At 36.0% G+C, this 26,844-nt stretch carries 26 protein-coding genes and 1 riboswitch; of the genes, 20 read left to right on the forward strand and 6 right to left on the reverse strand.

All coding sequences use genetic code 11. The features are described 5' to 3' along the window. Positions 1-144: 144 nt before the first annotated feature. Positions 145-441, reverse strand: a complete 297-nt coding sequence (locus N7Z68_RS13905) for a hypothetical protein (RefSeq protein WP_275119084.1) — start codon at positions 439-441, stop codon at positions 145-147. Between the two features lie 617 nt (positions 442-1,058). Here N7Z68_RS13905 and N7Z68_RS13910 point away from each other — a divergent pair. The 9 genes from N7Z68_RS13910 (at position 1,059) to N7Z68_RS13950 (ending at position 11,978) form a co-directional block, all read left to right on the forward strand. Beyond that, complete coding sequence (locus N7Z68_RS13910; RefSeq protein WP_275119085.1) at positions 1,059-3,830, forward strand: GTP-binding protein; 2,772 nt, start codon at positions 1,059-1,061, stop codon at positions 3,828-3,830. A gap of 310 nt (positions 3,831-4,140) precedes the next feature. After that, complete coding sequence (map, locus tag N7Z68_RS13915) at positions 4,141-4,890, forward strand: type I methionyl aminopeptidase (RefSeq protein ID WP_275119086.1); 750 nt, start codon at positions 4,141-4,143, stop codon at positions 4,888-4,890. A gap of 68 nt (positions 4,891-4,958) precedes the next feature. Further along, a riboswitch (cobalamin riboswitch) is annotated at positions 4,959-5,170 on the forward strand. A gap of 376 nt (positions 5,171-5,546) precedes the next feature. Continuing rightward, positions 5,547-5,939: a (2Fe-2S) ferredoxin domain-containing protein gene (locus tag N7Z68_RS13920; protein WP_275119087.1), complete on the forward strand. Its 393-nt coding sequence runs from the start codon at positions 5,547-5,549 to the stop codon at positions 5,937-5,939. 117 nt (positions 5,940-6,056) lie between these two features. Then, positions 6,057-7,169 (forward strand): polysaccharide deacetylase family protein, encoded by a 1,113-nt coding sequence (locus tag N7Z68_RS13925; RefSeq protein ID WP_275119088.1) that lies wholly within the window; start codon positions 6,057-6,059, stop codon positions 7,167-7,169. Between the two features lie 138 nt (positions 7,170-7,307). Beyond that, the gene (gene speD / locus N7Z68_RS13930) at positions 7,308-8,138 is read left to right on the forward strand and encodes an adenosylmethionine decarboxylase (RefSeq protein ID WP_275119089.1); all 831 of its coding nucleotides are present in this window, start codon (positions 7,308-7,310) and stop codon (positions 8,136-8,138) included. A 232-nt stretch (positions 8,139-8,370) separates the two neighbouring features. Next, complete coding sequence (locus N7Z68_RS13935; RefSeq protein WP_275119090.1) at positions 8,371-8,616, forward strand: hypothetical protein; 246 nt, start codon at positions 8,371-8,373, stop codon at positions 8,614-8,616. Positions 8,617-8,757: 141 nt separating this feature from the next. Then, on the forward strand, positions 8,758-9,672 hold the full coding sequence (locus N7Z68_RS13940) for a CBASS cGAMP-activated phospholipase (RefSeq protein ID WP_275119091.1): 915 nt from the start codon (positions 8,758-8,760) through the stop codon (positions 9,670-9,672). A gap of 553 nt (positions 9,673-10,225) precedes the next feature. After that, on the forward strand, positions 10,226-11,602 hold the full coding sequence (locus N7Z68_RS13945; protein ID WP_275119092.1) for an MFS transporter: 1,377 nt from the start codon (positions 10,226-10,228) through the stop codon (positions 11,600-11,602). Positions 11,603-11,792: 190 nt separating this feature from the next. Beyond that, the gene (locus N7Z68_RS13950; protein ID WP_275119093.1) at positions 11,793-11,978 is read left to right on the forward strand and encodes a hypothetical protein; all 186 of its coding nucleotides are present in this window, start codon (positions 11,793-11,795) and stop codon (positions 11,976-11,978) included. Positions 11,979-12,079: 101 nt separating this feature from the next. Here the strand turns inward: N7Z68_RS13950 and N7Z68_RS13955 are convergent, their stop codons facing one another. After that, positions 12,080-12,670, reverse strand: coding sequence for a TetR/AcrR family transcriptional regulator (locus N7Z68_RS13955; protein WP_275119094.1), 591 nt, complete (start codon positions 12,668-12,670; stop codon positions 12,080-12,082). A gap of 131 nt (positions 12,671-12,801) precedes the next feature. Here N7Z68_RS13955 and N7Z68_RS13960 point away from each other — a divergent pair, with 131 nt between their 5' ends. Continuing rightward, positions 12,802-13,791 carry an NADPH:quinone oxidoreductase family protein gene (locus tag N7Z68_RS13960; protein ID WP_275119095.1) on the forward strand — a complete coding sequence of 330 codons (990 nt, stop codon included), beginning with the start codon at positions 12,802-12,804 and terminating at the stop codon, positions 13,789-13,791. A 197-nt stretch (positions 13,792-13,988) separates the two neighbouring features. Here N7Z68_RS13960 and N7Z68_RS13965 read toward each other — a convergent pair whose 3' ends face one another. After that, complete coding sequence (locus N7Z68_RS13965) at positions 13,989-14,849, reverse strand: hypothetical protein (protein ID WP_275119096.1); 861 nt, start codon at positions 14,847-14,849, stop codon at positions 13,989-13,991. A gap of 147 nt (positions 14,850-14,996) precedes the next feature. On the opposite strand from N7Z68_RS13965, the gene N7Z68_RS13970 reads away from it, so the two are divergent. Continuing rightward, positions 14,997-15,914: a DMT family transporter gene (locus N7Z68_RS13970; RefSeq protein WP_275119097.1), complete on the forward strand. Its 918-nt coding sequence runs from the start codon at positions 14,997-14,999 to the stop codon at positions 15,912-15,914. Between the two features lie 125 nt (positions 15,915-16,039). Here the strand turns inward: N7Z68_RS13970 and N7Z68_RS13975 are convergent, their stop codons facing one another. Then, complete coding sequence (locus tag N7Z68_RS13975; protein ID WP_275119098.1) at positions 16,040-16,210, reverse strand: hypothetical protein; 171 nt, start codon at positions 16,208-16,210, stop codon at positions 16,040-16,042. A 217-nt stretch (positions 16,211-16,427) separates the two neighbouring features. On the opposite strand from N7Z68_RS13975, the gene N7Z68_RS13980 reads away from it, so the two are divergent. The 3 genes from N7Z68_RS13980 to N7Z68_RS13990 all read left to right on the forward strand — a co-directional run bounded on the left by N7Z68_RS13980 (position 16,428) and on the right by N7Z68_RS13990 (position 20,696). Continuing rightward, on the forward strand, positions 16,428-17,492 hold the full coding sequence (locus N7Z68_RS13980) for an SDR family oxidoreductase (RefSeq protein WP_275119099.1): 1,065 nt from the start codon (positions 16,428-16,430) through the stop codon (positions 17,490-17,492). 672 nt (positions 17,493-18,164) lie between these two features. After that, a complete protein-coding gene (locus N7Z68_RS13985) occupies positions 18,165-19,799 on the forward strand; it encodes a long-chain-fatty-acid--CoA ligase (protein WP_275119100.1) in 1,635 nt (544 codons plus the stop codon). Positions 19,800-19,916: 117 nt separating this feature from the next. After that, positions 19,917-20,696, forward strand: a complete 780-nt coding sequence (locus tag N7Z68_RS13990) for an SDR family oxidoreductase (protein WP_275119101.1) — start codon at positions 19,917-19,919, stop codon at positions 20,694-20,696. A gap of 52 nt (positions 20,697-20,748) precedes the next feature. Here N7Z68_RS13990 and N7Z68_RS13995 read toward each other — a convergent pair whose 3' ends face one another. Beyond that, the gene (locus N7Z68_RS13995; RefSeq protein WP_275119102.1) at positions 20,749-21,555 is read right to left on the reverse strand and encodes an alpha/beta fold hydrolase; all 807 of its coding nucleotides are present in this window, start codon (positions 21,553-21,555) and stop codon (positions 20,749-20,751) included. A 370-nt stretch (positions 21,556-21,925) separates the two neighbouring features. On the opposite strand from N7Z68_RS13995, the gene N7Z68_RS14000 reads away from it, so the two are divergent. From N7Z68_RS14000 to N7Z68_RS14015, 4 genes are read left to right on the forward strand one after another with little or no spacing between them, the layout of a single operon-like run. After that, positions 21,926-22,360, forward strand: a complete 435-nt coding sequence (locus N7Z68_RS14000; protein WP_275119103.1) for a hypothetical protein — start codon at positions 21,926-21,928, stop codon at positions 22,358-22,360. Between the two features lie 51 nt (positions 22,361-22,411). Continuing rightward, a complete protein-coding gene (locus tag N7Z68_RS14005) occupies positions 22,412-22,999 on the forward strand; it encodes a hypothetical protein (protein ID WP_275119104.1) in 588 nt (195 codons plus the stop codon). 30 nt (positions 23,000-23,029) lie between these two features. After that, complete coding sequence (locus tag N7Z68_RS14010) at positions 23,030-23,608, forward strand: polyhydroxyalkanoate biosynthesis repressor PhaR (protein ID WP_275119105.1); 579 nt, start codon at positions 23,030-23,032, stop codon at positions 23,606-23,608. Between the two features lie 22 nt (positions 23,609-23,630). Further along, a complete protein-coding gene (locus N7Z68_RS14015) occupies positions 23,631-24,722 on the forward strand; it encodes an alpha/beta fold hydrolase (protein ID WP_275119106.1) in 1,092 nt (363 codons plus the stop codon). A gap of 80 nt (positions 24,723-24,802) precedes the next feature. Here the strand turns inward: N7Z68_RS14015 and N7Z68_RS14020 are convergent, their stop codons facing one another. Beyond that, entirely contained in the window at positions 24,803-25,588 is a 786-nt protein-coding gene (locus N7Z68_RS14020) for an alpha/beta fold hydrolase (RefSeq protein ID WP_275119107.1), read from the reverse strand. Positions 25,589-25,756: 168 nt separating this feature from the next. On the opposite strand from N7Z68_RS14020, the gene phaQ reads away from it, so the two are divergent. Beyond that, on the forward strand, positions 25,757-26,206 hold the full coding sequence (gene phaQ / locus N7Z68_RS14025; protein WP_275119108.1) for a poly-beta-hydroxybutyrate-responsive repressor: 450 nt from the start codon (positions 25,757-25,759) through the stop codon (positions 26,204-26,206). Then, positions 26,178-26,732 carry a polyhydroxyalkanoic acid inclusion protein PhaP gene (gene phaP, locus N7Z68_RS14030; protein WP_275119110.1) on the forward strand — a complete coding sequence of 185 codons (555 nt, stop codon included), beginning with the start codon at positions 26,178-26,180 and terminating at the stop codon, positions 26,730-26,732. Before phaQ ends, phaP begins: the two co-directional genes overlap by 29 nt. Positions 26,733-26,844: the final 112 nt, after the last annotated feature.

Below are 26,844 nucleotides of genomic sequence, written 5' to 3' on the forward strand. Positions count from 1 at the left end.
TTTGTCCCTCCGTTCAAGACCAGCTTTGGTCAGTATCCTATAATCCTTGTCGTTAATAGATACGGGTGGGGGGCGTTATGAAAAGTTAATCAGCAGGCAGAACCTACTGATTGGTTATAGACTGTTAATTATTTATTAAAAGAATTAAGCTTCGTCTTCCATTGCGTCGTCTTCTTCAGTTTCAAACTCAAATGAATCTTCTTCTTCACCCATATCTAAATCAGACTCTAAGTCATCTGACTCGTCTTCGAAGCCGCCAAAGTCTTCTGTACCTTCATCCATTGCAGGCTCTTCATCAAATCCACCCATGTCTCCTTCTGTTTCTGTTCCGTAATCTGGTTCATCAGTCATTGTCGGATCATCTAAATCTTGATCTCCACAAGCTGCTAAAACTCCTACGGCAAGAATAGTTGATGCTGCTGTTAAAAATAGCTTTTTCATTTGAAAAAACCTCCTCATGGAATTTGAATTTCTGTTTACAATTGCCATCTTACGCAGGTTGAATTGCTTTGTATAGTGAAACCATGACTTTAACATTTCTCTTTTAGACTTTTACATTCTTTGCGATGTTCCTAGATTAGTTTTTTAAAAGTGTTTGTTATTTTTGAGAGATTACTATAGAAATGGAACAGTGGCGTTGAACACAGTTTAGCGGACTCAAGGGCCCTTATTCGTGTCAGAAACACTTTTTTCTAAGGATTGAAGGACTCAGAAGCTCTTATTCTATAGAAAAGTGGTTAATTGCACTACAATCGTGGGAAATAGAGGCCTCTAAGTCCGCTGAGAGCGGTAAACTAGTATATTTGACGAAATAAGGGCCTCTCAGTCCGTAAAAAAAACTCACTAATGCCTCATATTACAAATCTCTCCTGTACTAACTGAACCCTATTTTGCGGTTATTTTACATAGGTTGACGCGGAATTGAAACATAACTGAAACCTTTGTAATTAAAACATTTGCTACTATTTATGGAAGATGCTTAATTTAACATGATATGAACTTAGGGAAGAGGGCTCTAAACTCTTTCGACTAAAAAATTCATATTTGGGGGAATAGACATGACCAGAGAAAATCAACTGATCCAAAAAACGTATTATGAAAACTTAATTATAGAAGAAGCAACTGAAAATCCAGTTCAATTCCTAGGATATTTATTTATAGATGAACAACGAAAGGATGAGGCAGACCCTTCATATATTCGTTTTTCACAAGGAGAAGTATATTTTCATCATAAAGATTTCGAAGCAGCAATCTTTAAATGGGAAAAGGTACATAATGATTTAGAGCAATGGGCAAGGAAAAATATGGCTGATGCTTATTATGAATTAGGTCAATTACAAGCAGCCATTGATTTATATCAAGCGGTTAACAGTGACAGCTTAACGCTAAATTCCGAAGTGGCCTTAAAGTTATTTACTATTTATAACGAACAAGGCCAATTGGATTTTGCTGCAGATGTTATTAAAGAAGCTGTATCTGTCAATCCAGACTATCCAAGTGTTACAAAAGTCGCTCGAACGTTTTTCGAAAAGTATCGTGATTGGAGCAGTGCCATTGAACTTGCTGTCGATGAAGCGATCCGTACGCGGGAGATTGAGTGGTTCGATATTTTAAGGGGTTATGTAGAAGAAGGGCTGACGAAACAAATCCCACCTCATTATTTCTCAAAACTGCTTGAGGTTTTATATGATGGAAATCAAGAAAGTTTTGAAAAGCTAGTCGTTGCTTTCTGGAATAGTTACCAAGGCGATGAGTTTTATTTTCCTTGGCTTACTGAAATTGATCGTTTATTTCTTCATCTTGAATTCACAACTTCATATATGTGGCATGAAGTGTCAGCTAAGTATCAAGACACTTATTTTGAATTAATAAGCGGTAAATATTATCTGGACGAAATTACAGGAATCGTTCCAAACTTACTTACGAACTGGTTACAACTAGCTGACGATTCGGATTCTTTATTCGCAGCAACAGCTGTAATGGCGTGGAATGAAACCTTCGAAGAAGCGCTATCTCCGTTAACCATTGAAAAAGCCGAGTATGTTCTACAGCAGACGCAAATTCCTGTGACTCAAATTGAGCGTAGTTCTGAATTGTTTAAAGAAATAGTCAAGTGGGGAAAAACACATGACTTAAACGTTGATCATCGTTTGAAGTGGGCGGTTGGAAGAATACTAGATATTCAAACCAACAACCTTCTAGTGGCTGGTATGACAGGGAATGGCAAGGCGTCGGTTATTCATTCCCTTATAGGTGGAAATATAGGAACAACTCCTCCTTCGACTGTTATTTTATATAAAAATGATGAAGAGATCGACATCAGTGAGGTGACCGAAACAGCCATTCATACGGTTTCAAGTCTCGTTGATTTTGCTGAGATGAAGCAAGAAGAGGATATGTCAACCTCAGAAACATCTCTCGTACAATTTAAAATGCCCAACAAATTCCTTGTAGAAAATAAATTAAATGTAATCGATTTTCCTGATTTTGATCGTAGTACATTTGAAGCCATTAAAAATAATAAAAAAGAACAGAATAAATTTTTGCATTTAGCTGATGGATTGTTGTTTGTTCTAACAGCTACGACTCTTTTTACGGATAGGGAGCGGGATCTCTTGTTGAAAATACAGGAGAATGTTCCGCATTTACCAGTTCACTTTTTACTAAAAACGGATGCAATTTATCATGAACAAGAAGTAACGAAGATGGTAGAAGAAATCCGTACAAGGTTGGCTGAAGATTTTCCGAAAGCAAAGGTTTTCCCATTTTCAAAGCACAATAAAAGCAGCAAACAAGTGGAAGAATTGGCCGAGTTTATTCAACAAGCTCTAAACCCAAAAATGCGAACTTCCGAACGAAATCAACGCTTACTATTTTACATTCGAGAAGCGCTTACTTATTTGCTCAAGAGAAGAGTAGAAACGGAAAACGAAATGACCGAGGCCATTTTATGGAAAGAAGACATGGTTTCTAAGTTAAATGCAGCTGTTCACCAACTAAGTGACTTAGAAAAAGAGAAAATGAAAGTCATTCAAAGTTCCTACCATACGATCAAGGAAGATATTAAGTTAGATCTTAAGATGACGATCCCTAAATTATTAAGAGATTGTTCAGCCCTTATTAAGGAAGAAAGTGATTTCCGAAAAATTCATATCGAGCTTAATCAAGAAATGAATCAAAGAATTCATAATTATATTGAACATACAATTTTACCGAGATTTTCAAAAGCCATTCAAGGCTGGATCGAAATGGCTAATGAGGAATTTCACTTGAGTCAGGACTACTTGGAGGAAATGAGCGAAGGCTTTAATATGATGTATGGGGAACAGCGGCTGAAGCTAAATTGTGATTTTAAAGTGCTCGATGATTGGAGTCGTGATGCTAACCGGTTATCAAACGGGGTTCAATTAGAAATAATGAATATACTAAACCGTTCGACTCCGTCTCAGTTAGTATTGAAAAGTGCTGGAAAGCTTTTTGGAACACTTCGTCCAAATAAAACGATGTTATGTAATATGTATAAGAAGCTTATTGAGAATGAGGACTATGAAAAGATTGCAAACACGGTTACTAACCAGTTTATTTTACAATTTGAATTATTTGAAAAAGGGCTACACCGTGATATTACAATGTTCTATAGTGAACCTTTCAATGTTATCCATGAAGTCATTGAAGAAGAGCAACAAGATATTCAACAGAAAAAAAATAAGTTAGAGCGATTAAAAGCCAACCCAGAACAATATCTGGACCCTATCACTTTGTTTAAAGTAAGATTACTACAATACGAATGGATGCAAAAAGATCACTCTAAGAGCCCGCTACTCACCTAAGGTAAACAATAATATAGTTATGTAAATTAATTAATGAGAATAAAGGATTTAACCGGAGTTGTCACATGACAAATCCGGTTTTTTGCTTTGCTTAGAAAAGTTATTATTAATGACCAAGGGCCATGGTTCATCTTTCTTGAAAAGAAACATAACTTTATATAAAATTTTGAGCAGTCTCTAGTTTAATCAGCATAATTATAGTATAGGTAATTTTTGTTTTAATTAAAGTCATAAGTGGAAAACTAAATTATTGCAGGATTTAAATGAGTGTGAAACTTGTATTTTATTTGATTTGTAAAGGAATGATCCTATGATTACATTGAAGTCTGAAAGAGAAATCAATCAAATGCTAGAAGCCGGAAAGTTGTTAGCGGCTTGTCATAAAGAAATTGCGAAGCTGATCCAACCCGGGATAACGACAATGGAGATAGATCAGTTTGTGGAAAAGTTTTTAAAGAAAAATGACGCAACACCTGAACAAAAAGGTTATAAAGGTTACCCCTATGCAACCTGTGCCTCTATAAACGATGAAATTTGTCATGGGTTTCCTCGAAAAACACCGTTAAAAGATGGAGATATCGTTACGATTGATATGGTCATTAATTTAAACGGTGGATTAGCGGATTCGGCATGGACTTATGCAGTAGGAAATGTTTCGGATCAAACTACAAAGTTAATGGATGTAACGAAGACCTCATTATATAGAGGAATTGAGCAAGCATTAGACGGTAATAGACTCGGCGATATTGGTCATGCCATTCAAACGTATGCTGAGTCGGAAGGGTTTTCGGTGGTTAGAGACTTTACAGGACATGGGATTGGTCCGACAATACATGAAGCACCACAAATTCCACACTTCGGTTCGCCGGGCAGAGGACCACGCCTAAAAGAAGGAATGGTCATAACGATTGAACCGATGATTAACGAAGGTACTTGGTATAGTCAAATGGACGCTAACGGATGGACGGCAAGAACAGTGGACGGAAAGTGGTCTGCACAATATGAACATACATTAGCGATTACAAAAACAGGACCGAAATTGCTAACATCACAAGAATAAACAAGTATTGACAATATACAGTATTATGTCTACTATAAACTCAAGTCATCGATTAATAGACTTGATCAACTTCATAGATGAAAATAGGTGCTAGATAAAAGCAAGACTGCTTTTACAAGCTTAATAGGGAAGTTCGGTTTAATGCCGGCACGGACCCGCCACTGTGTTGGGTATCAGTAGTTAGTACTACTGAAACTTTCAGATAGATCCACTGGGAAATACCTGGGAAGGACTGGAAGGAACCCTAAGTCAGGAGACCTACCTATTTTAACATCACTGTTTGACCTACGGGGTTGTTAGGGAAGTGGTTAGAATGCGGAACAATTGTCTATATTTCTTGACGTATTTTATTATCGGCTAATGTTCCATTTGTAATTTTATGGATTATGATAAGCATCTCTGACCTCTTATGAAGGCAGAGATGCTTTTTTGTTTGATTTTTTCTAGGAATTACATAGACATCTCAGCTGTACTTCCTTCCTGAAGGTAGATTAACGATGATTCCTATTATAAGAAAGGCTGGTGTTAGTTTGTTATTGAAGCTAGTTCAGGGGCATTTTGCATGAATAAATGATAGTTTCACAGCATTTATAGTCGAAAACTGAAGCCCAACATTAACAATTAACAGAGCTAATAAAAAACTGGAGGTAAGCAGAATGGCGACATGGGATTTATCGGAGACGAAACATCATCTATTCATTTGTAATGGTAGTAGTTGTAATAAGGCTGGAGCTGAGGATTTAACACAAGCAGTAAGAAGAGAGATATCAGAGCGTAGTCTTGACGACGTGATCCATACGACACGGACGAAATGTAATGGGCGATGTCAGGATAAGTGTGTGTTAATTGCCTACCCAGAAGGTATCTGGTATAAGGATTTAGCTGCACATGATGCCGCTGATCTCATTGATTCTTTAGTAAATGAGGCAAGAATGACAAATAAAATCAGTCATTGCTTTGATGGGAATGGGTTTAGAAGGCATGGTGATGTACCTGTAGGGGAATTTAAAGACCGTGAACGTGTTAAAAAAGTATCTAAAGTATTATAAAGTGAAAATTTTTCAGTGGGGGTTTTCCATCAATCCCAAATTTATTAAATAAATTAGCACCAAATTGGTAAATATAACATCGTCTAATCTGAATTTAATAAGCTAGGAGAGACATAAATGCAAACTGAGACGGTGTTATATAGTAAAAGGGTAAAGAAAGTGCATTTACAAATATTTTGTATGATATTATTGGCGATTATTATTAATACCTCCTTTTCCACTCATACATATGCACAAGAATCAAGATTACCGGAAGCCCCTATTTTTATTGACAATCTACCTGTAAAAACAAAGTACATTATGAGAGATGGCCAGTTGATGGTGCCTTCTTTGTTTTTAAAACATACTGGGGTGAGGATTGATTGGAATGAGCAGTATCGTTCTGTTGTTTTTACCAATGGAGATATTCGCTTTGCGTTGCCCGTTGGAGAAAACTATTCAGATGATTTTGTCAGAGCGACAGGCCAATGGAAACGTCAACCGTTATCGACACGAACGATAGAATTCGATGGCGATATATTTGTGCCATTACTAGATGTTACCCGGAAATTTGGGATGAGAGCAACCTATAATCCACAACTCGAACGGACTTTCATTACGACGAATATTCGTTCAGCACCTAATTTTATTTATCGTGGAGATCCAGCAAGAAAACTAGTGGCTTTAACTTTTGATGATGGACCGGATGGATATTATACTCCTAAAATTTTAGACATCCTCAAAAGTAAACAGGTACCAGCGACTTTTTTTGTAATGGGTAAGCAAGTGGAAGCATATCCGGACGTGATGAGACGAATCGTTAATGAAGGGCATGGTATTGCCAATCATACGTGGAGCCATCCCGTAATGCCACGGCAAATGACGGGTAGAGTAATTGAAGAAATAAGAAAGACTCAAAATATCATGGAGAAAACGGTCGGCAGAAAACCAGATTTATTCCGTCCGCCATTTGGAGCAATAACAAAATCTGATGCACTTGTCCTACATGAAATGGGCTTTCGAACGATTATGTGGTCTGTTGATACGCTTGATTGGAGCGGGTTATCAGGGGATGAAATCTTAAGAATAGTACAGCGGGATATATCACCGGGCGGGATAATATTGCAACATAACTTTCAAACAGATGCCCGTCTCCTAGATGGTACGGTAGAAGCGTTACCGATGATTATCGATGACTTAAGAGCTAAAGGGTATCGATTTGTTACTGTTCAGACTTTATTATCACAGTAAATAATTTTGTGTTTGATATAGATAGAAAAGAATGGGCAACCTAAGAAAAACTAGTTTAAATTCATCAAGTATCGGGCTATTGTCGTTAGACTTTCAAGATCCATCAAAAGATTAATCAACGTAAGGGGGAACGGATTGATGTCACTTACTCCACAAGAACGTATCCAACTACATGGATTTAATAACTTGACAAAATCACTAAGTTTCAATATGTATGATATTTGTTACACAAAAACAAAAGAAGAACGGGAAGCTTATATTGATTACATTGATGAGCAATATAATGCGGACCGCCTCACGAAAATACTGAAAAATGTTGCTGATATTATTGGAGCACATGTATTAAATGTTGCAAAGCAGGATTATGTACCTCAAGGAGCAAGTGTGACAATATTAGTTTCTGAAGGCCCCGTTGTCGAAGTGCCGACGGAGTCGTCATTTGATGAGTCCCCAGGACCACTTCCAGAGGCAGTTGTAATGGGGCTTGATAAGAGCCATATTACAGTCCACACGTATCCGGAGTTTCATCCAACTGAGGGAATTAGTACATTTAGAGCAGATATTGATGTTCAAACTTGTGGAGAAATTTCACCGTTGAAAGCGCTAAATTATTTAATTCATTCTCTTGAAACGGATATAATGACGATGGATTATCGGGTTCGTGGTTTTACAAGAGATATTGATGGGAATAAATTATTTATTGATCACGATATTAATTCCATTCAAAACTACATACCTGATGATGTGAAGAGTCTGTATGATATGATTGATGTAAATGTTTATCAAGAAAATCTATTTCATACGAAATGCCGCCTTAAAGAATTTGACATTAATAATTATTTATTTGGATATACAAAAGAAAAATTAGACAAAAAAGATGTAGAGGAAATAACGGATAAACTAAAACTTGAAATGGATGAAATTTTTTATGGTAAGAATATCCATCTGGGTACACAAATTAAAGATTGATGCTCTATTATAGAAAGAAGCTGAATTATCGGCTTCTTTCTTTTGGGGCTTATAAGCAAAAGATTTTTTGATTTTTGCGGTTAGCATGAAAGTAAATCTGCGTATTTTACTAAATTTGTTAATCAACTAAAATATTCGAATATAAATATAATATGGATTGGAAATTACTGTGTATAAAAAATGTAAATATTGGAATGATAACGGGGAGATTACGAAAAAGGAGATTCCCTTTATGAAAATTGAATTAGGAACTGAATATGAGATTACTGAAAAAAGGCAAGGACATTTTAATTCAGCGAAGTCACTAACTGTCATTCGGCAAAATCGCAATATCGTACAATTTACGTTAGAGAATGGTAAAGGTCATGGTTCGATGCCTGTTGATCACCTATTATATCTCTTAAAGAAGAAGGACCTATCACCGACTCAGAACAAACGTCATTTATTAAGTAAAGATACTGAAGAGAAGATCGGATAAAAGTTATTTCTAATTAGAAAATGTTCTATATGTATAGAACATTTTTTTTGTGCAGTTAACTTGCGTAAGGGTATTTCCTTTTGTTTCGTTTAAACTTAGGAGATAATAAAAGATAACATATAAAAAGCTTAGGTGAATAGAATGAAAATGTTATGTATTGATGGAGGCGGCATTCGCGGTATATTCGCGCTTGCTATTTTACAAGCGGTTGAAGAAGAGTTTGATTGTGCAGTTGGGGATCTTTTTGATGCAGTTGCTGGGACAAGTACAGGAGCGATTATCGCTGCTTCCATTTCCTTGAAGAAAGAAATGAAAGATGTACTTGATGATTATAAAAAGTATGGTAAGAAAATTTTTGTTCGGCAAACGAAGGTTGGAATTTTTAGAAGTGTATACAGTGATGAGTATTTAAGACAGTTCTTGCAAGAGGGCTTTGGAGAAGTTTCTTTAGAAGATGTCGTAAGGCCGCTGCTAATTCCAGCGGTGGACTTAACCCACGGCAAGCCCTTTGTCCATCGGTCGAACTATGGACACCCTGAAACTAGTGATTTAACAGTGAAACTATGGGATGCTGTCTTGTCATCTTGTTCGGCTCCTGTTTATTTTCCACCTAATAAAGTTAAAGATAAATATTTATCAATTGATGGAGGACTGTGGGCCAATAATCCGTCTTTAGTTTGTGTAACTGAGGCGATGGACTTTTTTCAAAAAGGATTAAATGATATTAGAATAATGTCTCTTGGGACAGGACAGCAAAATATTGATTTTACAGAAGACGATAATATGGATTGGGGCATAAAGGAATGGCTACCCTTCGATTTACCATCAATGAAAGTGACCCCTAAGTTATTGGATTTAGCGTTGCATTTATCTTCCGAATCAGTTTCCTACCACTGTCAGCATCTCTTAGGTGATCATTATCTTCGTATTAACAGCGAATTAGGGAAGGAAATCCCTTTTGATGAGGTCAAATATATAGATGAACTCAGTGACTTAGGAAAAAAGGTATTTAAAGAAAAAAAGGATTCTATAACTCAATTCCTAAACGACAAGTAGAAGTTATAAAACGAGATGACCGAGAACAAGGGTATCTCGTTTTTCTTTAGTTAATTCTAAGTTGTTTGATCTAAGTCATTCTGCTTTAAAATAGTTAATACCTTGTAGAAAAATGTGAATATTGCAAATAACTACAAAAATTATTAGTCAAAATTCGACCTATTATCACAAAAGATTTAGTACACTTGATCTTTACTTGGTATATAAAACAAAAGGAATTGCATCTCTTTTTTATAAAATAATCGACAAAATAACTAAATGAATCACATAAGGTTTGTCGAGCGAAAAATATGTACAAAATCGTCGATTAAATTAATAATCTAAAATAACAAAGAAATAACGACTGGAATCCCACTGTTGTTAACTGACCGGTCGGTATCTGTGAGGTGATAATTGCAGTAAATGGCTTTTGAAAAGTTCAATTGGTTTGTAAGGTTTTGTTTAGAAGCAAAAAAGATGAAACACCTTACAAAACTTAGTGAATTACTAATTCTATTTCAAATCTACGTCGAAAAAAATCAAATTCTATTGCAGTAATGAGAGGAGATTCGTCATGTTAGCAAAAAAACTAAATGATCATGCAGTCTTACAAAAGCCAGTTGAAGTTGAAAAGCCGAAGAAAAAAGAAATGTGGGCCTATGCTTTAGGTAGTTTTGGAATTTTTTCTGTCTGGACATTAATTGGAGCATTCCTCACATTTTACTATACAGATGTTGCGGGGTTGGCCGCTGGTGCAGTAGGAACCCTTATGTTAATTGCACGTCTCTTTGATGGTGTTACGGATTTAGGTATGGGGTCTGTTGTTGACCGCACGAAATCAAAACATGGAAAAGCACGTCCTTGGCTGCTTTGGATGTCTTTGCCGTTAGCAATTACTACTGTCTTACTGTTTTCTGTACCGGACATCAGCAGTAATGGTAAGGTCGTATATGCATACATTACGTACATATTATTTATTTTACTGTATACTGCTGTATCAATTCCATATAAGACATTGCTTGGAGTCATGACGCAACATCAGCATAGTCGCTCGTTATCAAATATTTATTCTGCAATCTTTATTATGGTTGGAACGATGATTGTTATGACTTTAACCCAACCGCTGGCAGCTTCACTAGGCTGGACTACTCTTGCTGCATTATACGGTTTTGTTACTGTTCTATGCTTGTTAATTACGTTCCGCTCCGTAAAGGAAAGAGCAGTTTCAGCATCAACTCACCAAGAAGAGAGACTAGGTGTTAAAAAATCATTAAAATCTTTATTTAGTAACAAATATTGGATCATTGTGACAGCATTTTGTGTTACATTCTATGCAACAATTGGATTAACTCAAGGTGCTGGTTTATATTATGCAGCGTGGATTTTAGGTGATATTAACTTGTTCCCGGTTATTGGTCTTGCTTTATCTGGCCCAATGATTATTGGTTTGTTTTTTATCGGACCGTTAGTTGCTAAAATTGGAAAGAGAAATGTAGCGATGCTCGGAGCTGCTGTATTTATTGTTGGACAAATTGTAAAAGGAATAGATCCGACAAACTTAACAACTTTCTTAATTGGAACAGTTATAGCAGGTTTAGGAGCAATGCCGGCAATTGCATTAGTATTTGCAATGATTAACGATACGATTGAATATGGTGAATACAAAACTGGCTTGAGAACAGAAGGACTTGTAAATAGTGGGGCTAGCTTTGGAATTAAGATTGGAACTGGTATTGGACTCGCTTTAATTGGTTGGCTATTAGGTATTGGAGGATATTTAGGAGGGGCAGCTGAGCAACCTGCTTTAGCTATTCATATGATTTTAGCATTAAATATTTATATTCCATTAGCTTTAGCTGTGGTTCAAATCATCTTATTGCTTATGTTTAAAATTGACAAAGAGTATCCGACGATTTTAGCTGAACTTCAAAGACGTAAATCTGTTAACTAATATAAAGAATTGAGGCTGACTTAAATGTTGGCCTCTTTTTTGTGAAAGGAAAAAGTAGGAGGAAAAACGGGGAAATACAATTAAAAAAATAGGTAGTAATATTTACATTATAAATCAGCAATAGTGGTTGATTTTTAAATCATAAAAAAGACATCACTGACAAAAAATAAGCTGAGAAGGAGGGGTGAATATGCCACATAGAAAACATAGAGGTCGACCTTTAGACCTTGTATTAAGTGATGATGTTGTAGACCATGAGTTTGCAGAAGAGCTTGCAGACGGCGGTGAAAGAAATATCGCAGTTGAAAATCAACAAAAAAATCGTCAGTTGAATAATACAAAAAAGAAAGCAAACGGCGGTTCCAAAGATATATAATTACTTCATAATATATGGGGTGCTAAGCCATTTGGCATTTGCACCCTGAACTATGATGTAATGGATAAATGTATCAATCTCCCCGACACAAACCCATTTTATTAACATCTAAGAAAACGAACAATCGTTTCTAAGCAACTTTGTTTATAAAGTTCATGAAGTTCATCTTGATTACACATTAACCATTGGATTAAACAACCATCAATAGTTGCTCTTATCATTTTTGCTGATTGGTTGAGATCAAGTTCTTTTGGAAAGACACCCTCCTCTTGCCCGAAAACGATGATTTCTCTTCCTAAACCCCAACAATTTTCATAAAACTGAAGGTTGATTTGTTGATACCTTTCATTTCGACTCGCTTGAGCAATGAAATCTAGGTATACTTTATAAAACGTTCGATTTTTTTCAGGGCTAATAAAAACTGAATGTATGTATGCCTCTAATTTTTTCATGGCACTGGATTGGTCATTAATAGCTTCGCATTCATTTTTGTAAATTTGTTTTGTTACCCAGTCTAATAAAGATGAAAAAACATCTTCTTTATTTTCAAAATAATAATTCGTCACCCCCTTACTTACCCCTGCGTAATCAGCGAAATCTTGCAAGGTTACCGCTTCAAACCCTTTATCTGCAACAGCGTGAAATGCTGCCTTTAAAATTTGTTCTCGTCTTTCTAATGCCCTTTTCTTCATAGGAACTCCCACCTTAATGGTATTGCTTTTCTATAGTATACTATAAAATAAATTTTATGAATATTTTGACCAGTCAGAATAATTTTTGTTATAGTTATCTTGTAAAGATAACTTATAGGAGGGATAATAAGGTGAATAAAGTATTTAAAGCGCTAGTTGTCAATAAAACAGAGGACGATTTTTCACTTGGTTTTAAAGATGTCTCTACCGATGATCTGCCTAAGGGTGAAGTGTTAATCGAAGTTCATTATTCAAGTGTGAACTATAAAGATGGACTTGCAAGTATTCCTAAAGGCAAGATCGTTCAATCTTATCCGTTTATTCCAGGCATCGATTTAGCGGGAACTGTCGTATCCTCGATCGATCCTCGTTATAAAGAAGGAGACAAGGTCATCGCTACGAGCTACGAAATTGGTGTTTCACATTTTGGCGGATATAGTCAATATGCACGTATTCCTGGAGATTGGGTAGTTCCTCTGCCAAAAGGATTAACATTAAAAGAAGCAATGATCTATGGGACAGCTGGTTTCACAGCCGCTTTGTCTGTTCACCGCTTAGAAGAAAACGGTTTGACTCCTGAAAAGGGAAAAGTACTTGTTACGGGAGCAACTGGAGGAGTTGGAAGTATTGCCGTAGCTATATTACATAAGCGGGGCTATGAAGTCGTAGCTAGTACAGGCAAGGAGAGCGAGCATGACTATTTACATACACTCGGCGCAAATGAGGTTATCACACGTGGAGATGTAGTTCCTGAAAATATTCGCCCCCTTGATAAGCAATATTGGGCAGGAGCAGTTGATCCTGTAGGCGGAACCACATTAGCAGCCCTCCTAAGTCGCATGGATTACGGTGGATCTGTAGCGGTTAGCGGGTTGACTGGAGGAATGGACGTTGCGACGACCGTCTTTCCATTCATTTTACGAGGAGTTAATTTGTTAGGAATCGACTCAGTGTATTGTCCAATGGAGCTTAGAAAAGTAATATGGGAACGTATGGCAAATGAATATAAACCTGAAAGCTTGGCACAGATTGCTGTTGAAAGTGAACTTAACGATTTGCCACAACACCTAAGTTCTATCTTAAAGGGGCAAGTTCGTGGTAGAGTAGTTGTTAAACTATAGGGTAGGCTCACGTGAGGAATATGATGTTTAATGGATAGTTGATAACAAAAAAATCAGTTTTGTGGACTTTACAAGGTCTGAAAGATTGAAAATCGACTCCTATTTAGAATTTCTAAAAAAGAGAAAAGGGTTCAAAACTAATGAAATGAACCCTTTTTTGCTTTTTCTAATTATTTATTTCAAGTACAAAGTTTTTGTCAATAAGTGAACAGTACTTTGTTCTTTAACCTGATTTTGATTAGGTGTTGTTGTCTTTTAGTTGGGAAGGGAAACGTATTAATTTCTTTTTTTACTAAAATACGTGTAGTAGTTCGTTTGTAGTGATGGGCGTATTCATACAATAGGTGTTCAAGATATTGTTCAATATAAAGATCTGACTCAATGATTTTAATAAGCAGTGTTTCCTTATCTGTTTTTGATATTCTTCCAAGCTGTTTTTTGAAGTTACGTATAAAACGGCTAAAGCACATGAGTTTTTCATAAGTTAGTCGTTTTGAGTCTTCTTCAGGTAAGACAGCTAAGTAATATAATTTCTCTTTTAAGTCCAAAGCCAAGTCAAGGTTTTCAATTTTATTAAGGATGAGTAGTCGATCTAAATAAAACAATTTACGAAACCGATCCGGAATGTTAGGGTGAAATAAATAATCGCTCACTTCTTGAGTTGTAAGCCCAGTTTCTTTTGCAAGTGTTTCTGCTGTAATATGTTTTCTTAATTGAACAAACAGTGTGTGCTTATCAAGAGGTCCTAGTGTAGAGTAGCGTAATAGATAACGAATTATGATCAAGAGACGCTCTTTTCTAGTGATGGATGTATTGATGATGACACAAGGAAGCAGTATGTTTTTTTCAGGATCATTATAGGTTTCTTTAACCGCATAATAATCTTGGTAGTTACCAATGAGTAAGTATTTATCGTTTGACTGCTTTTCGACAAAAAGAGGAATGTACAATACGGATTTATAATTCATGCATCGCTTGATGTTGTTGATTACACTTTTACACCTTTGTATTTCAAAAGCAGGAGTTATCTTTGCAAGTGGGATCTTCATTATTTCCATATACTTCACCCCCTTAAATAGAACGTATGAAAAGGGTTTTTTGTCTTATTCCTCTTGCTTACTAAGTGCTTAAAAGTCAAATGAAAAGTAATGTGAGAAAACAACTAGTGAAAACAAACTTAAAATAGATAAAAGGTTGTGCTTATCGTGAAGAAATATCAAGTGTGGCTCATGCTTATCCTGGCGACCTTGTTTTGGGCAGGTAATTTCGTCTTTGGGAGTTATGTAGTAAACGAGATGGACCCAATATGGATGACGTTTTCAAGGTGGGTATTAGCATTATTTCTTTTATTCCCGATAGCTTATATTGTAGAAAAGCCGAATTGGAAGCTTATCAAAAAAGATTGGCCTTTTCTCATAATGATCGGAGTCCTTGGAATAATTGGCTACAATTTAATTTTGTACTCTGCTTTAGAGTTTACCTCATCAACAAATGCATCGTTAGTCGCAGCGATGAATCCAGCTGTTATCGTTGTAGCCTCTGTGATCCTATTAAAAGAAAAATTGTCAAAAATTCAGCTTCTCGGGTTTTTCATTTCTTTAGTTGGTGTGGTTGTTATTTTAACGCAAGGGGACATTAGTCGAATAGTATACCTCGACTTTAATAAAGGTGATTTATTTATGATTGGAGCGATAATCGTTTGGACTTTTTATTCGATCATAGGAAAGCGCCTAACGTTACCGCCTATTTCTGCAACGGCAGTTTCAACATTATTTGCAATGACACTTTTAGCACCTTTTGCATTTTCACAAGGATTTCCGATCCCAGATCTAAGCCCGCTTGCATTAACTGGAATTGTTTACTTTGTGCTGTTTCCATCGGTGGGTTCGTTTATTTTTTGGAATATTGCTGTCCGAGAAATTGGTGCGAGTCAATCGGGGATATTTTTAAACCTTATCCCGGTCTTCACAGCAATCATCAGTATGATCTTAGGTGAGATGATTACATTCGTTCAAATTTTAGGTGGATTGTTTGTATTTCTAGGTGTATACCTAACAACTGGGTTATTAGACAAGAAGTTGTCTGCTAAAAGGGAAAAGACGGATTTAAGAAAATCGGGTTAAGAGCATGAAAGAAAAAAAGGTTGTTTTCGCTAAGAAACCTAAGTTTCAGATATAAAAATATACACAAAAGTGTCCTATATGTAGGACACTTTTTGATCTCTGTTTTATTAAGTTCGTTTATTTTTTTACAGTTTGGGCTTTTTTATTTGATTTACTTTTTGGTTTTGGACGGTTTGTTGTAATTTTTGTTGAATAGTATCAATGAGCTTTTTTTCTTCTTTGGACAAAAGGACTTTTCTTTTCTGTTTAGCGAGCAATTGAGACAAGTACTCTTTTTCTTTAACTGTAAGCCACATGAATTATCATCCTTTTTTCTATAATTTCCAGGTATCACCATAAGGATTAGTATATTATACGTTAGAATATTAGTAGTTCGTGACTCCAATTTAACCACTTGCTATAGTGGTAAAGTTGCATTTTCACAAAATTGAAAGATTTTTGGGCGATATGAGGGCTAGTATTTGTTATACTTGACCGAGAGTTTTACCTTACAGCTCGGAAAGGGGCAACGAGATGAACATATTTTTGACCGGAGGTACAGGCTTTTTAGGTACCCAACTCATTTTACAGTTGATACAGTCAAAACATAAAGTATATGTGTTGGCACGATCCAAAAAGAAAAGCCAGACGTTACTTAATAAAATACCTAATGATTTACATTCTCAGATTGAGGTTATTGAAGGTGACCTTTCAAATAAAGAGTTATCCACTTCTAAAGAGGATCAAAACAAATTATTGAACAAGATTGATGTTTTCTATCATATTGCTGCACTATTATCATTTGATTTAAAAAAACAGGATGAACTTCATCAAATAAACTATATTGGGACGCAAAATACATTAGAGTTTGCTAGAGATATGGGAGTCAAATCCTATTATTATGTGAGTACAGCTTATACTTTAGGAAAAAAAGAGCATGCTGTCGAAACATTACATGATTTGAGTGGAAAATTTAATAATGCGTATGAAGAAACGAAATGCAAAGCTGAGCATTTAGTAATGGATTATGGTCAGACGATGAAAGTTGCTATTTTTAGGCCAGCGATTATAGTAGGTGACTCAAAAACGGGTCAAACGGACTCAGGGTTTGGTTTATATGGCTTTTTGAAGGGACTTGAGATTTTTAAGAAGCGGATCACTAGAGTTGGATATGAAAAGGGGAAAACATTTAATATCATTGGTAACCCATTTGGTAGTCAAAACTTTGTACCTGTTGACTATGTATGTCATGTTTTATTAGCGGGTTTGTCGAATGCACAAAATCAGACGATTTATCACATAACAAATCCTAGTCCCCCTGTAAATAATGAGGGGCTGGAGTTAATTCGAAAGTTACTAGATTTACCTGAAATTCAATTTAGTAACCAAGAAGATATCGTGTTATCTAAGGAAGAAAGGGTATTAAACGATTTCATCTCGAGCTTTTCAGTTTATTTCAACCGCGATATTTATTTTGACATTTCGAACACGACACAACTTCTAAATGAAACGAATCACGAAGTGTTGAACATGGATGAGAACATGTTTAAAACGATTATCCTCGGATATAAAAAAGAAAAAGAGGTAGTTTCGGTGTAATAAGGGATAATGACAAACGAAAATTATTGGGTAAGAAACATCAAGAAACCTTTAATATATATACTGGTGTAGAATTAATTAAAATTAAATTCCAAATTGCAATAGCTGACTCTTGTTGAAGGGTCAGTTTTTATTTTACCTCATAGTTTAGCTAGGGAAACAATTTTTACTTTCATTTTTCTTAAAGAAATTGTAATTATAGTGTAATAGAAGTAGTTCTAAAGCGTTATAAGTTTGTATTTTACAATACCATACCAGTCTGTTGTAAGGCATAAATAGGTGTTCATGCATTCACTTGTGTTTCTTCTCTTTTATATCTTTTAAGGTAATAAAACAAGTAGATCGTTTTGGAAAACTAATTTTTCTGAAAGTTCCTTAAAATTCGTGTGTCAAAATTCGATATACTTCACCATCGAATTTTAACGAAAACACACTTGATATGACAAGGATTAACATACTTTAAACAACTTTTATTAACAAACTAATCGACAACAATTGCTATCGAATGACTTTATTTGTCGACAAACAATTATTTACAAACTTGCCATTAAACTTAATAATTCTAAGTGTAAAGCTATTACTATAATTTTCGTGTGAAGGGTAATAAGTTATCATCTACTAACTGACCGGTTGGTATTGACGGAAATTGACATTATTATAAGGGGGATTAACATGACAGTGTACAGTGAAAAGCCATGGTTAAAACATTTCGATGAAAAAATTGGAGAAAACGCAAACATCCCAAACATTTCTCTTACTGATGTCTTAATGAACTCAGTGAAGGAGTTCGGTCCTAAAACGGCCATTACGTTTTATAATAAAACATTTAGTTTTAATGAAGTATATGGTATCTCTGAAAAATACGCAGCGTCATTACATAGTATTGGGTTTAATAAAGGTGATCGATTAGCGATCATGTTACCAAATACACCTCATTATATTTTTTCATTATTTAGTGCATCTCGTCTTGGAGGGATTGGTGTTCAAGTCAATCCGATGTATGTTGAAAGAGAGATTGAGCATGTGTTAAAAGACTCTGGCGCAGAGTATATGATTGTCTTAGACCTTCTATACCCTCGTGTTAAACAAGTACAAGCAAACACGAACCTTAAACATATTATCGTGGTGAGCTTGCAACAACAAACGACATCTCTTGCAGAAGGCGATTATTACTTTGATGACTTTTTACAACTGCAAGCAGAGACGCCGCCACAAGTTGAACTTAATCCAGCAGAAGATGTTGCAATGCTTCAATATACTGGTGGTACAACGGGAGTTTCAAAAGGAGTTATGTTAACTCACCGTAATTTAATTTCAAACCTTGAACAAATCTATGACTTTATGTTTAGAGCAATCGACGTTCCGGACAATCCGAAAATTATGAGTGTCCTTCCAATGTTCCATATTTATGGATTGACGTGTAACGTATTCCTAGGCTTTAAAGCAGGATGCAATCAAATCATCTTACCACGCTTTGACGTACAAGAAGTAGTTGAAACTGTGAAGCGCGAAAAGCCTTTCCAATTCTCAGGAGTTCCAACAATGTATGTTGCATTAAACAGTCATCCAAACCTAGAGGATTATGGATTTGATCAAGTACCTTATTTCAATAGCGGCGGATCTGCAATGCCGATCGAACAACTTCACTTATTTGAAAAACGTACAGGTTGTAACTTATGTGAAGGGTTTGGTTTATCTGAAGCATCACCAACGACACATTTCAATCCGCCTTTCCGTGAAAGAGTTGTTGGAAGTATCGGTATTCCTCTTCCAAGTGTTGAAGCTAAAATTATTCAAGAAACAGAAGATGGAGTCGTTGAAGTTCCAGTAGGAGAAGTTGGTGAGTTGGTTATTAAAGGTCCACAAGTTATGAAAGGATACTGGGGACGCCCTGACGCTACGGAAGAGGTATTAAAAGATGGTTGGTTATTCACTGGTGATATGGCACGTATGGACGAAGAGGGTTACTTCTATATTGTAGACCGTAAGAAAGATATGATCATCGCAAGCGGTTACAACGTTTACCCGCGTGAAATTGAAGAAGTGCTATACCAGCACGAAGCAGTACAAGAAGTAATCGTAGTTGGAGTTCCAGATGCGTACCGCGGAGAAACAGTAAAAGCATTTGTTACTTTAAAAGATGGAAAAACAGCAACAGAAGAGGATATTATTCTATTCACAAAATCACTGTTAGCTCCTTATAAAGTACCAAAGTTTGTTGAGGTCCGCGACGAACTTCCAAAAACAGCAGTAGGTAAACTACTAAGACGCGCTCTTCGTGATGAGGAAGCAGCTAAAACTCATTAATTTAATCTAAAACAAAGGCGCCAAGTTACTTTTAATCAGCTCTAGAAAAGTGTCTTAGGCCAAAAAGTATTGGCGCCTAAATTATACTAATAATCGAAGCAAATGGAGGAACAAGAAATGGAAATTAAAGAATTATTCGATCTAACTAATAAAACAGCAATTATTACTGGTGGGGGAAGAGGTTTAGGAGAACAAATTGCTAATGCATATGCTGAAGCAGGTGCAAATATCGTTGTTTGTTCTCGTAAGCTTGAAGCGTGTCAGGAAGTTAGCGAGAAGTTAAAAGCAAAGGGAGTAAAAGCCATTGCATTACAATGTGATGTTACGAAACAGGAAGATATTGATGCTGTTGTTGCAACAACACTAACAGAGTTCGGAAGTATTGATATTTTAGTAAATAATAGTGGAGCTTCTTGGGGGGCGCCTGCACTAGAAATGCCTGTTGAAGCTTGGGATAAAGTAATGGATGTCAATGTAAAAGCAATATTCATGTTCTCTCAAAAAGTAGGAAAAGTAATGGCGGATCAGGGGTCTGGAAAAATCATTAATATTGCCTCGATCGCAGGTACTGGCGGCCAAAACCCTGAGGTGATGGATGCGATTGGTTATTCGACAAGTAAAGGTGCCGTAATTACATTTACAAAAGATCTTGCTGTAAAGCTTGCTCGTTACAACATTCATGTTAATGCAATTGCACCAGGTTTCTTCCCTACGAAAATGGCAAAAGGGGTACTTGATGAAGCGGGTGAAAGATTACTAGCTCATACACCTGCAGGACGTTTCGGTTCAGATTATGATATGAAAGGTGCAGCATTATTCTTAGCTTCTAAGGCTTCTGATTATGTGTATGGTCATACACTAGTTGTTGATGGAGGAGCTAGTGCAGCTGTTATCTAAAAGATAAAAAGTGCCCTGTCATATTTTGTCATGGCACTTTTTATCTATAATCTTATTTTTGTGAACCGAGAAATTCTCGCAATTTATTATGCACGAGGTCAGGGGCTTCGGAAGTATAGATATGCCCAGCCCCGGGAATGGTGATAAGTTCAGCGTTAGGTATTTTATTAGCTAAATTTTGGCCGTTTGGATAAGGAACGAGTACGTCGGCATCACCGTGAAAAACGAGGGTTGGACATTTTATTTGATGGAGTTCTTCATCTGTATGGTGCCCCAGACATGCTTGTAATTGTAACATATACCCTTGGGCAGACGTTGGGATTTCAATTCGTTTTTTAATATCTTCAGCGATAATGTCACGATTTGTCTCAATAAAAGATGAACTGTAAATTAAACGAGCTGCTTCCCAGGCCATTTCCTCAGGAGTAGCTTGAGAGTTAGCTCGAGCCATCATCTGCATAGATACTTCCATTGACGGTTGAACATGGTTTGGGCCACCAGCTGTTGTACACCCTAATACGAGGGACTTGACACGTTCAGGGTAGAGCAGGGTTAAACGCTGGGCGATCATGCCTCCCATCGAGATGCCATAGACATGTGCTGAGTCAACTTCCGCTGCATCTAAAACTGCGCGAGCGTCTTCAGCCATCAATTCAATGGAATAGGGAGAAGTGGGTGTTTCGCTTTTACCGCAGCCACGGTTATCAAAAATGATAACTTTATAGTGTTTCGCTAACTCAGGTAAAGTCCGGAACCAAGATAAGGAATTATGAGAGAGTCCCATAATCAACAGTAAAGGTTCACCTTGTCCATGGACTTCGTAATAGATTTCAGCACCATTCGAATTTGTAGTTGGCATTGCAACATACCTCCTTTTGAAAAAAATGGATATTTTTATTTAATATTATATGAAAATCATAGGAATACAAGTACTTTTTATTTAGTACTAACGTAGACTTGTTCTTTTTTAGTAATAGAATAACCTACTAAAAATCTATATTTATATAACTTATTATGGTAACTAGTTATTTTCATATCTTCTGACTTAATAAGAATTTAGTGTCTTTGAGCTAAAATGTAGTTGTTGAGGCTAGTATATTAAAATAAAATAATATTCTTTAGAAAAATTTTAATTTTTTGGAAAATTATAATTGATAATTTAGAAAATTAGTTATATTATAAGGTTAACATACCAACCGGTTAGTAGTAGATAGGTGAGGCAGAAGAGAATGAGTGACAACAATTTAGATCTATACGAACATTACAAGCAACTAGAAGAAGAATGGAACAACGAACTCATCTCTACATTAAATTGTCCCGAATATGTTCGATTGTCTGGAAAAATGCTAGAAGCACATCTTGATTGTGTACTGGACAGGAGAAAGAACGCGGAAAAATGGTTAAATACAATGAACGTTCCAACAAAAAATGAACTTGCGATGATGGCCAACATCATAATAAGGCTGGAGCATAAAACGGATGATTTAGAAGAACGATTGTTCAGCCTACTTCAATCCAATAAGAAGCAAAATCTAATGCTGAAGGAATTGTTTATTGAACTGAGAAAGATGAAGACACTTCTTGAGAAAGAAGGGACACTTCTACAACCAAAAACAAAGCTAGAATTACTCCAAGATGAATTAAAAGACTTACTAGCAAACTAATCGTTGCTGTAATTCCTAATAAAAATGAAAGACAAATAAGGAGGAATAACAATGGAACAAGAAAAAGAAACTGTAGAAGTAGAAGAGAAAGTAACGAGTTTAGACTTACTTTGGAAACAATCATTACAAGAGTTAGATGCTTGGAATGAAAGAGCGAGCCTTCGCGAAGAAGCATTACTTCGCAATACAAAGCGTATCATTGAAAATATGAAAAGAAACCAAAGTAACGCTAAAGAATTACTAGACCAGCTAGTAAAAGAGCAACGCGAGTGGGAAAAAACGGCGCGTGAAGAACTTTTAACATCAACGACGTCATTACAATATTTATTCCCAATTAAGTCTTATGAAGAGATCAATAAAGTTATGGATAACTTCCAAAGTAAAACAACAGAACTATCTAAGTTACAGCTGCGACCTTTCGCTAACGGTGAGCACCTAGATTACTATGTAAAATCGGTGGAACAGTATATCGAGTTCAGAAAGAAAAGCCGCATTCAATTTCTTGACAACTTAAAGTCAACGTTAAATATCATTCATGAAAATCAAAGAGGAATGATTAACCTTTTCTCAAAACAATTGAAAAACGTTTTATTTCCTTTTAATAAGTACATCGAACGTTCTAGCGAAGTAAAATCATAATCTTAAAAATAAAGAAGGGCGGAGAGGAATATGTCATCAAACAGATCATATGATCCATACGATACTTTTAAAAAATTTAGCGACAGATGGGAAAAACAAATCAACGATATGATTCATTTATGGACGAATAATTCAGAGTTCGTTCGTTATGCTAAAGTGAATTCAGACGCACATTCTAGATACTTAGAACTTTTACGCAGAAACCAAGAAATGTTAGCTACTCAATTAAACATTCCGACAAAAACGGACTTAGCGAACGTTTCTAAGCTGGCACTTCAAACGGAAGAAAAACTAGATCTATTAGAAGAACAAATTTGGAGTTTGTCAGACTCATTCAACAATACTAATCAAGAGATTGAAAGTGTAGTAGAAATCTCTCGTGAAGTTGTAAAGGTGACAAAGCAACTGAAAACAGAACTAACTAAAACGAAGAAAGAAGTTTCTGAAACAAAAGAACTTAAAGCTGAGTTAGAAGAACTAAAAGCAGAGCTAGCTCAATTGAGCGATATTAAAGAAGAACTTACTTCCCTAAAAGGGCTGTTACAAGATAAAAATCAAACTAACGAACAAAAATTAGAACCAGTACTTGTTGGTGAAAACGAAAAGTAATCATTGAAATGGAGGAGCCCAAGTGACAACTAAAACACGAGAAAGAAACACTGTTCCCTTCCCAACTTTTGATATGGTAAAAGAATGGAAGCGATGGAGTCGTTTCATGAATATTATGACTGAAATGGAGTCTGATCCGAAAGTAGGTCATACCCCTAGACAAGCTGTATGGAAGAAGAATAAATCTACATTATGGTATTATCCAGCCGTTGAAAAGAAATATGATGTTCCGTTATTTTTTGTATATTCATTATTCAATAAGCCGTTTATTTTAGATTTAAACCCAGGTTCAAGTATTATTGAAGGTCTTACTAAATTAGGTTATGACGTCTATTTACTTGATTGGGGTACACCAGGTTATGAAGATAAGGAGATCAGCTTAGATGATTATATCCTTGATTATCTTCAAAAGGGTGTTCGTCGAGCGTTGCGTCATTCTGGAGCAGAAGAGATCTCAGTTATCGGTTACTGCCTAGGTGGAACAATTGCTTCTATTTATGCAGCTATTGCTGAAGAACCTATTAAAAACTTAATTGTAGCCACTGTTCCAATCGATTTCAGTGTACAATCTGCACCAGATAAATGGGTAGAAGGAATGAGAAAAGGCGATTATAACATTGATCGACTGATTGAAGTGTATGGCAATATGCCACCAGCATTTGTCAATGCTATGTTCCGTTCGATCTCAGCTCCTGTCTATTTCACGCCATATGTGCAGTTATTGACAAAAGCACATGATGAACGATTTGTAGAAAGATGGCGTCGCTTAGATAAGTGGACGAAAGAACATGTACCGTTCACTGGAGAGGCTTTCAAACAACTAGCAAATGATTTAGGTCGAGACAATAAGCTGGTAAAAGGTGAATTAACGATTCGCGGAAAGAAGGTCGACTTAGCGAATATTAAAGCTGACTTATTAGTCGTTACGTCTAAGTACGATCACCTAATTCCAGAGGAACAGAGCCTGCCTATGATGGAGTTAGTTTCTAGTGAGGATAAGACGTATAAGTTAGTTGAAGCTGGCCATGTTTCGTTAGCATTATCTGGGAAATTCCCTGTATTACTTGACGAATGGTTAACAGAACGTTCAAATTTAATTGCAAAATCAAAGTAATATTTGCTTAAATGCTTTAATAGAATAAATTGTGGGAAGGACATAGCCCCTCCCACAATTACATTCATTTTATATAGTGTCTAAACAGCTTGTTCTTGTTTGTTCTTGTTTAAAAACGTACGAAGGGTATGATTAAACTTCTCAGTATCTTCAAGCTTAGCAATATGCCCCACGTTCTTAAAAATCACCAATTCAGAGTGTGGAATGCTTTCATGCATCATAATTTGGACCCATAATGGGACAACTGTATCATATTGGCAACCAATAACAAGCGTAGGTACTTTAATTTGCGGTAAGAGCTTACGGTTGTCAATTGCAAGACAAGCTTCCATTGATTTTTGGTAACTATTCGGTTTAGGGTTATAGAACTGAAGAAATTTATTTGACTTTTCTTCATCCCAGGCATAAAGACATGTACGAGCTGCTATATCTCTAGCTCTCTTAGGAGTGTATAATTTCGATCTAAACTTTCTAAACCTTAAGAAAGATCTTCCGAGTAATTTAGGTGCATAGTGAAACGTACTGACAAAGGTTAATGAGCGGCAACGATCTGGCGCTTGCCTGTAAATTTCTTGAGCAACTGTACCGCCCATGGACAAGCCGCAAATGTGAGCGCTTTCAATATTAAGTGCATCAAGTAATCCTAAAACATCACTGGCAAAGTTTTTAATGGAAATGCCTTCATATATTTCACTTTCACCGTGGCCGCGTAAATCTGGGATAATGAGATCGTATTGATCTGCTAGTTCATGTTGGTCAATCCAACCTTCTTTGATTTCACCTAAACCATGAATTAATACGAGTGGCTCACCATTTCCGAGACGTTGGTAGTGGACGGGGATGTTATTTACATTCACCGTGTGCATATAAAAACCTCCTAGGTTTAATTTAGTTTCTTATAACGTTTTACCCAATATTTTGGAATGTTAACCAAATTGTCACAAATCTTTTAATTTAAGTATATGCACTATTGACTAAATATGACCTCTATGTGTAAAATACACCTATAAGAATTTTTCAAGAGGTGTATAACTATGGCAAATGAAAAAAAAGATACTTCCATCGTGCCTTCAAAAAATTTTGTATTGCCATTCATTTTATTAATCTTAAGTAGAATGTCTCTTCACGGTTATGAGCTTATCCAAAAGTTACAAGCATTTGGTTTTCAAACAGTTGATCAAGGAAACTTGTATCGATTGTTAAGAAAACTCGAAAGCGAAAACCTTGTGAAATCTGAATGGGATACAACAGGAAGCGGCCCGGCAAAACGACTATATTCTATTACAGATGTAGGAAGAAACTATTTACAAGGTTATGCGAAAAAGCTTGAACTTTACCAGTCGATGCTTGATCAATTTTTTAATATGTATTCTAGTTTTCTTGAGCTCTACATCCCTTCTTTTAAAAAGGAGGATAAGATAGAGGAATTTGAAAAACAAATGAGGAGGAACGAAGATGAGTCAAAAGGCGAAGCAAAAGAATGAAACAAATCATGTAACTGATACTCTAGTAGAGACATTATGGGATCAATACGAGGGGGCACTAGCTCGCTATCGTACTCAAACAGATGAAAGATATGATGCATATTTAAATGCATTCAAGCAAACGAGGAAATTTAATCAAGACTACAGAGAAACACTTAAAGGCTTTTATCAAGAAGCTCGAAATACGAATAAAGAAGTTTATAATGGAATTACTTCTAATATCACTGAAAGATTACAAAGAGAACCATCAGAAAAGTCTAAAGAAGTACAAAATCAATGGCGTGATGTGACAAGCAGATTAGAAGAAATTTCTTTAACGCCAATGAAACAAATGTTTGATATGATTAACCGTGTGGAAGATCGTATTGAACAAAACACTGAGCAATATATTAACTACCGCCGTAATCGCCGTAAAGCGTGGGCTTCTCTAACAGATGAGTATATCCAATATGCTAGAACGCAAAATATTAATGCGGCTCGTCGCTTAGAGAATAGCTTCCGTACATTAGTCAACACTGGGAGTTAATTTAATAACATAAATAAGTACAAGAGGAGAGCATTAGGCTTTCCTCTTTTTATTTTTCTTGGATCTAAAATAGAGTTAATTGTTATTAACTAATAATATACTTAAAAAGTGT

This window comes from Alkalihalobacterium chitinilyticum, assembly GCF_029028005.1.
GTDB lineage: Bacteria > Bacillota > Bacilli > Bacillales > Bacillaceae_F > Alkalihalobacterium > Alkalihalobacterium chitinilyticum.